Genomic DNA, 7,819 nt, shown 5'->3' on the forward strand with positions numbered 1-7,819 from the left:
TTTTCTGAGTCAGTCTTCGTTAAACTAAAATTTCACGTTTACCATTTGCGCCCATTGCACTCACGATACCGTTTTCTTCCATTTGGTCAATAATACGTGCGGCACGATTATAACCCAGACTAAACTTACGCTGTAAAGATGATGTGGATGCTTTACGGGTTTCCAAAACAAAAGCAACACATTGATCATAAAGTGCGTCACGGTCTGAAGCACCATCCCCATCTTCAAAGCCACGTGATGCTGGTTCTTCATCAAATGGGGTGAGAATTTCATCCACGTAGTTTGGTGCACCACGCTCACGCCATGCATCACAAATACGGTTCACCTCGTCATCGGCAATAAATGCACCATGCACACGCTCAGGCTCAATTTTACCTGGTCCTAAGAACAGCATATCACCATGTCCAAGCAAATCTTCTGCACCACCCGCATCCAAAATCGTACGCGAGTCAATTTTAGAGTTTACACGAAGTGCAACACGCGTCGGTATATTCGCCTTAATTAAGCCAGTAATTACATCGACGGATGGACGCTGTGTCGCAAGTAATAAATGAATGCCTGCAGCACGTGATTTTTGAGCTAGACGAGTGATCATCTCTTCCGCTTTCTTACCCACCTGCATGATCATATCTGCGAATTCATCTGCAACAATCACAATCGAAGGCAATGGTGTAAGTCTAGGTGCACGTTCTCCAGCAACTGACTCACTGGCTTTCCAAGTTGGATCAAATAGATCTTCACCATTGGCAATTGCTTCTTCAACTTTACGGTTATAGTCACTCAATTTACGTATTTTTAAGAACGACATCAGCTTATAACGACGTTCCATCTCATTCACACACCAGTTTAAAGCGCTGACCGCATCTTTCATGTCAGTCACAACTGGTGTAAGTAGATGTGGAATATCATTATAGTTCGCCAATTCAAGTTGTTTAGGATCAATCAAAATAAGACGCAATTGATCTGGCGTATATTTTAAAAGCATCGATAGAATCATCGAGTTTACAGCAACAGATTTACCTGAACCTGTGGTACCGGCAACCAACATATGTGGTGCCTTGCCCAACTCAGTAATGACTGGGTTGCCAGAAATATCTTTACCCATGGCCATGGATAAGATTCCATCTGGATCCTTAAATTTTGGAATTTGTACCAATTCAATCAGGCGCACCATCTCACGTGTACTATTCGGAACTTCAATGCCAATGTAAGGTTTTCCAGGGATCACCTCAACAACACGTACTGATGCCATCGACATTGATCGTGCTAAGTCACGAGAAATATTAGTTACTTTCGAGGCTTTCACACCAGGCGCAAGATCCAGTTCAAATCTGGTCACGACTGGACCCGGTTGAGCTTCAATCACTTTCGCTTTGACATTAAATTCTTGTAATTTAATTTCTAACAGTTCTGATAATCTTGATAATTGTTCTGCAGTGAAGTTTACTTTTTTGTTTGGGTCTACTTCATCAAGTAAATCCAAACCAGGAAGTGGTGATAAATCTTTACGGCGCTCCGCAACTTGCATTGCACGAGACATTGGACGACCAGCAGCATCTGTTAATGGCGCATCGAAATCAAACTCATCCTCTTCAACTTCAGGCTTACCTACCGTTTCTTGCCAAGCTTCTCTAAAAGCATCTTTATCTGAAGATATACGTTGTTTTTCCTCATCACTCACTTTAGTAACAGGAATTGATGATCCCTCTTGCTCAACAATGTTTTGTGGTGATGGGGCAATAGTGTCTTGCTCTGATTCATATTCTGCGACTGTATCTGACTTAGGTGAAGTCATAAATTTAATATTTGGCGTCACCAAATTTGGACGCTTGACCTCTGGATTAGACAAAGCTTCTGCTTCATCCGCAAGTGATGCAAGACCATCAAGCTCAGAAGCTAACAGATCTGCTTTAGTGATCGCTTCCGCCGCTGCGCTCGATTGACTTGCGTATACAGCACTTGCACCAATAGCTGAGGTATTTTGGATTAGGGATGCTGTATTTTGATCATCAGCAGATTGACCTGAAGGATTTGTTTGATGATGAAAAGGAGTATGAATATCTTTGGCGTGCTGTCCTTGTGGAACAACTTCAAGCAATTCATCAAAGATTTGATCATCATTCCAGTCCAAAGCAGTATCTTGAACAGTTGAGCGCTGCTCTACTCGAACGTTTTTACTTAAATCATTAATTTCTGAAGTACGTTGATCAAGCTGATCCTCCTCTGCTGCGCGCAAAAGCTCATCAATTTCTCTTTTATGATCTTCATCGCTATGCAAGGCTTTCCAAACTTCACCCGTTGGAACAATACGTTGACTCTCACGCTCTAACTCATGCGCTTTCGCGATGGTACGCTCGAGCTCTGCCTCATCATCTTCATCAAAACGATGATTTTGTTGAGACTCTTGGAAACGCATATCTTCAAATAGTTTTTCAGCAGTACGTTCATGACGCGTTTGTAATTGATCTATTTCTTCTAAATGACTGACATCATTGAGCTCAGCTTGATGAGGGACTGGAGCTGAATCTTTTACAGGAGGTTCAATTTCTTTTTTCGCTTTTGGCTGAGTCGTCAAATCATAAGCTGATTCAGTCTCAGGTACATTTTTATAGAATAAATCTTGCAAATAAGCGGGTGTCGCCTTCAAAGTAGACCATGTCTTGTTCCACTGAATACCAAAAGCCAGTGTGATTAGAACGATGCTAAGTACGATCAGAAAAAAAACAGCGCCATAAATCGTCAAAAGCTGTTTTAAACTCTCACCCAATTCGTAACCAATGATTCCACCTGAAGCGTTAGCAAGCGTATCTGCAGGCACTGACCAAAGTAAATAAAACAAACTCGCGACGGTAAGTAGAATGAAAAATTGAGCAGCAAAACGAAATGGACGACTCAAAAAACTTCTTGGCCACCACACTTGAATCGCTTCAATGAATAAATAAATTGGGATCAGTAAACTTGCCCAGCCCAGAAATCCAAATAAGAGATCTGCAATCCAAGCACCTGCGACACCACTTGCATTTGAAACTTGTTGAGTATCACTCGAAATATGCATCCAACCCGGATCAAATGGCGTATAAGTCACTGTTGCTAAAAACAGATAAATACCAAATGATATTAAGAAGAATGTTAAAACTAAGCGCTGTGCATATACACTCGACACCGCAGTCATATACTGTCCTGTAAACGATTATTCATTAATGTTCTAATGTTGAAATGGAACAATTTCTTCATTATAGAAAACTTACTATTATGCACCTGTTCATTAAAAAAAGGTGCAGCTTTCTAAGGTTTCCTTGTTAACACTTTTAACTATATAGCTCAATTCGATTTAGTTGATCAATATAATCCACATTCATTCCACACAACTGTGGTGAAGTTTCACGTATAATTTTCAGTAAATCGATATATCAAATTAAAAGGATGCTTATACATGAGCGCTCGTCACTCAAGATTGATTATTTTAGGTTCTGGTCCTGCAGGTTATAGCGCAGCTGTATATGCTGCACGAGCAAATTTAAAACCAACTTTGATCGCTGGTATGCAATTGGGTGGTCAGCTCACCACAACTACAGAAGTTGATAACTGGCCAGGTGATCCTGAAGGCTTAACAGGTCCTGCTTTAATGGAGCGTATGCAAGCTCACGCAGAACGTTTTGGTACTGAATTGGTTTACGATCACATTAACGAAGTTGACTTAAATGTACGTCCATTCGTTTTAAAAGGTGATATGGAAGAATACACGTGTGATGCTTTGATCATTGCAACAGGCGCTACGGCTCAATACTTAGGATTAGAATCCGAAGCTGCTTATATGGGTCAAGGTGTGAGTGCGTGTGCAACTTGTGATGGTTTCTTCTATAAAAATCAAAAAGTCATGGTTGTCGGTGGTGGTAACACTGCGGTTGAAGAAGCGCTTTATTTATCAAACATTGCTTCACATGTAACACTTGTACATCGTCGCGATAAATTACGTTCTGAAAAAATCCTTCAAGATCATCTTTTTGCAAAAGAGAAAGAAGGCAAAATCAGCATCATCTGGAACCATGAAGTTGAAGAAGTACTTGGGAACCCTCAAGATGGCGTTACTAGTGTTCGTTTGAAATCTACAACTGATACTACAACTCAAAACGTTGAAGTGACTGGATTGTTCGTCGCTATAGGTCACAAACCTAATACTGCAATGTTTGAAGGTCAGCTTGAACTACGTGATGGTTATATCCAAGTTCAAAGTGGTACACGTGGTAATGCAACTGCGACTTCTGTTGAAGGCGTATTTGCTGCAGGTGATGTTGCAGACAATATCTACCGCCAAGCAATTACATCAGCAGGTTCAGGTTGTATGGCTGCATTGGATGCTGAGAAATATTTAGACAACTAATATTTATTTAAAAACCCAAAAAACCACCTTCGGGTGGTTTTTTTATTCTTTCAACTTGGCATAATCATTTTAAACATTTTTATCTGCGGTTTTTCATTATTATTTTTAGAACTTAATCCCTATGCTCCCTCCTTCTGAATTTATTTTCCCTAATCCAATTGAATCCGATCCCGAAGGGCAAGGACTAATCTGTATAGGTGCTGACCTCTCCCCTTCTACATTATATGAAGCTTATACATATGGTTTATTTCCTTGGTTTTCCGAAGGTGAGCCGATCTGCTGGTGGAGTCCAGAACCTCGCTGCATTATCTACCCTTCGTCATACCATCCAAGTAAATCACTCATTCGTAACATGAAAAAACATGATTATACGATTACCATTAACCGTGATTTTGAACATGTGATACGTTCTTGCTCATTACCACGAAGTTATGCCAATGAAACATGGATTAATGAAGATATCATTCAGGGTTACTGTTCATTATTTGAGTCAGGCTATGCATATAGTGTCGAAGTACGCAGAGAAAATTCGATTGTCGGCGGGCTGTATGGTGTCTCTATAGGTCAGGGTATTTTTGGTGAATCCATGTTTAGTCGAGAGACTGATGTTTCAAAAATGGCTTTTTATACCCTCATGTTGATCAGCCTTGAAAACCAGGCACCCTGGGTTGACTGTCAATTGGTGAATGATCATCTCATGAGCTTAGGTGCTTGCACAATTTCTCGCCAAGACTACCTTAATTCGTTACAAGATGTGATAAAACAGCCTCAGATTGATTGGCAAAAGTATAAAGACGGTGTATTTTCAAGTAAAACAATAGCATTTGATCAACGACTCATGGATTGAGAAATAGGAGGGACAATATGAATTCTTATCAACCCCAGTCCCTATTAAATGAATTGCAGTATTACATTACACCACCGCATGACTGCAGTTATCTTCCCGAGAAATCAGCACGGATGGTCTTTTTAGATCCTGCTCATAAAATCGACGTTGTAACTTTATCAGAATTGTCTCGTGTAGGATTTCGAAGAAGCGGAGATTTTGTCTATCGACCTGAATGTCATTTGTGTCGACAATGCCTTTCATGTCGTGTACCTGTTGATGCTTTTAAAATGAACAGTCAACAAAAGAAAGCTTGGAAACGTAATCAAGACTTAGAAGTTAGAATAACCCAAACTCAAGATGCTACTGATTTACACTATCAACTCTATGAACGTTACATCAATGAGCGTCATTCAGATGGAGATATGTTCCCCCCTAGCTATGATCAATTCGAGAAGTTTTTGATTCACAGTTGTAGCAATAGTTTCTTTATAGAACTTTGGAAAGATGATCGACTCATTTGTGTCTCAACCTGCGATGTATTAGATGATGGAATATCCGCCGTCTATACATTTTTTGATCCAGATGAATCCAAACGTTCTTTAGGTGTTTTTGCAGTCCTTAAGCAAATTGAATATGTAAAGCAGCACAATCAAGAGTTTGTATATTTAGGATATTGGGTACCCCATTCATTCAAAATGAACTATAAGTCCCAATATGCGCCTTTTGAATTATTACTGGATGGTCAATGGCGACGTGTTAATAAAATGCTCAGCAACGAAGAAATCGATCAATTAGGTCATATGCTGATGACGACACTTCCCTCTGAATGGAATAACTTTATTGTAAAGTAGGGTATTGAATTTTGTCACTTGAATAAATCTGCAAAATTATCACTGCATGCCTTTACCATAATGATGGCATGCTCTTTTCCACCATCTAATGTTGGATAATAGTTTTTACGCATATCAATTTGATGAAATCCGGATTTCTCATATAGTGCAATCGCAGCCTTATTACTTTCTCGGACCTCTAAAAAGATTTGTACGGGATCATTATTGAGTTGAGCCATTGAAGCTTCAAGCAATTGATATCCCAACCCTTTTCCACGCATTTTCGGATGAACTGCCATCAACAGCAAATTTGCTTCATCCAATACAGGCTGTAAAATACAGAAACCAACAACACGATTCTGGTATTCAATCACTGTGGATTGATATGAATCAACCGCTTCTGAAAATTGTTTTTTTGTCCAAGGATGCGTCTGCCCCAAACTTTCAATTTCATATACCACTTCAACATCTGATGTCAGCATCGGTCGAATCATAATCATTACATTACATTTTTTAAGTTAGTACATTATAGAAAGTTCGAAAATAAATGAAATAAAAAAAGGCAGCTTACGCTGCCCGAATGCACAAAAGTAAATACTTAAAAACCGAGTTTTGCTTTCCATGTTGCCAATAAACCCACGGTATCCAAATCATTCGGATGGAAGCCTGGTTTAAAATAAGCCAACATTTCCTTACCCATACCAGAAATAATGCCTTTAGATGGACTATATCCATAGGTATAAATATCTTTCAAAGATGCAATATTTAACTGTTTATCGTCTTTCAATAAACGCGCTACAAAATAAGTCTGCACCATGAATAGCACAACCATTGCTGCCACTAAAGAAGATGTTCGAGCAAGATAAGATTTGATTCCTTTACCGAACACACCTTCAAATACATCATATGCGACAGCCTTATGCTCATTTTCTTCAATGGCATGCCAAGCCCACATCGTCGCCATTGTTTCATCAGTCATTAATGCTTGAATATGTTCGTTACGCAATAATTCTGAGGCAATGGTTGCTGTAAAATGTTCTAGCGCAGTCGTTCCCATCAGATCGATCATTTCTTGTGAAATACCAAATGGTTTCATAACGGTGCTAGCTGACTTACGAAAAGTTTGAATGACCGTATCTGTGGCTTTTTCAAGTGCAGCAACATCATGACCAAATTTTTGTGCTGATGCATTAAAGCCAGCATGCTCATGTGTATGCATTGCTTCCTGACCAATAAATGCTGAAATCTCTTTTTGGAGATCTTCATTATCTTTAATGGCTGGATGTTGGCGAACTGCACGGACTGAATCGATAAAGAATTTTTCACCTGCAGGAAATAATGCAGATAACGCTGTCATGAAATGAGTTAATCCTGCTGAACCATTCATCCAATATTCTGGTACGTGATCAAAATCAAATTGCATACGACGTACTGGAAATGATGCACCGGCACGATTTGTAATATTTACTTTAGCATTCATTGCTGGACTCCTATTCGGGATCTATCCAAATCTAGTTTTATGATTCTTTTCATTACTTCATCTTAGTGATTTATTATTTTTATGATAAATGCCTTATAGGTCACATCATTATCAGTTAAGGACAGCTTACAACTCTTATTGTCTAACAATTTTATAGATTCCATAAAAAAAACGCCCCAAAGGGGCGTTTCTTTCACACAATCAATACTTATGCAGTTACTTTAGCAACAACACCAGCACCAACTGTACGACCACCTTCACGGATCGCAAAACGTAGACCTGGGTCCATTGCGATTGGG

7 protein-coding genes are annotated in these 7,819 nt (G+C 39.4%); 3 read left to right on the forward strand and 4 right to left on the reverse strand.

The window, feature by feature from the left end; all coding sequences use genetic code 11:
* Window positions 1-19: 19 nt before the first annotated feature.
* Window positions 20-3,172 (reverse strand): DNA translocase FtsK 4TM domain-containing protein, encoded by a 3,153-nt coding sequence (locus tag AC1M9H_RS12980; RefSeq protein WP_481613549.1) that lies wholly within the window; start codon window positions 3,170-3,172, stop codon window positions 20-22.
* 261 nt (window positions 3,173-3,433) lie between these two features.
* On the opposite strand from AC1M9H_RS12980, the gene trxB reads away from it, so the two are divergent.
* From trxB to AC1M9H_RS12995, 3 genes are all read left to right on the forward strand, one after another.
* Entirely contained in the window at window positions 3,434-4,381 is a 948-nt protein-coding gene (gene trxB, locus AC1M9H_RS12985) for a thioredoxin-disulfide reductase (RefSeq protein WP_035267378.1), read from the forward strand.
* Between the two features lie 115 nt (window positions 4,382-4,496).
* Window positions 4,497-5,228: a leucyl/phenylalanyl-tRNA--protein transferase gene (aat, locus tag AC1M9H_RS12990; RefSeq protein ID WP_481613552.1), complete on the forward strand. Its 732-nt coding sequence runs from the start codon at window positions 4,497-4,499 to the stop codon at window positions 5,226-5,228.
* Window positions 5,229-5,245: 17 nt separating this feature from the next.
* A complete protein-coding gene (locus AC1M9H_RS12995) occupies window positions 5,246-6,061 on the forward strand; it encodes an arginyltransferase (RefSeq protein WP_481591894.1) in 816 nt (271 codons plus the stop codon).
* 14 nt (window positions 6,062-6,075) lie between these two features.
* On the opposite strand, the gene rimI is transcribed toward AC1M9H_RS12995, so the two are convergent.
* From rimI to AC1M9H_RS13010, 3 genes are all read right to left on the reverse strand, one after another.
* Entirely contained in the window at window positions 6,076-6,534 is a 459-nt protein-coding gene (gene rimI / locus AC1M9H_RS13000; RefSeq protein WP_481591951.1) for a ribosomal protein S18-alanine N-acetyltransferase, read from the reverse strand.
* A gap of 104 nt (window positions 6,535-6,638) precedes the next feature.
* Window positions 6,639-7,520 (reverse strand): metal-dependent hydrolase, encoded by an 882-nt coding sequence (locus AC1M9H_RS13005; RefSeq protein WP_035267371.1) that lies wholly within the window; start codon window positions 7,518-7,520, stop codon window positions 6,639-6,641.
* Between the two features lie 208 nt (window positions 7,521-7,728).
* A partial coding sequence (locus AC1M9H_RS13010; protein WP_019509660.1) for an EF-Tu C-terminal domain-related protein occupies window positions 7,729-7,819 on the reverse strand: 91 nt, incomplete at its 5' end.

This window comes from Acinetobacter sp. ANC_7512 (assembly GCF_056779935.1).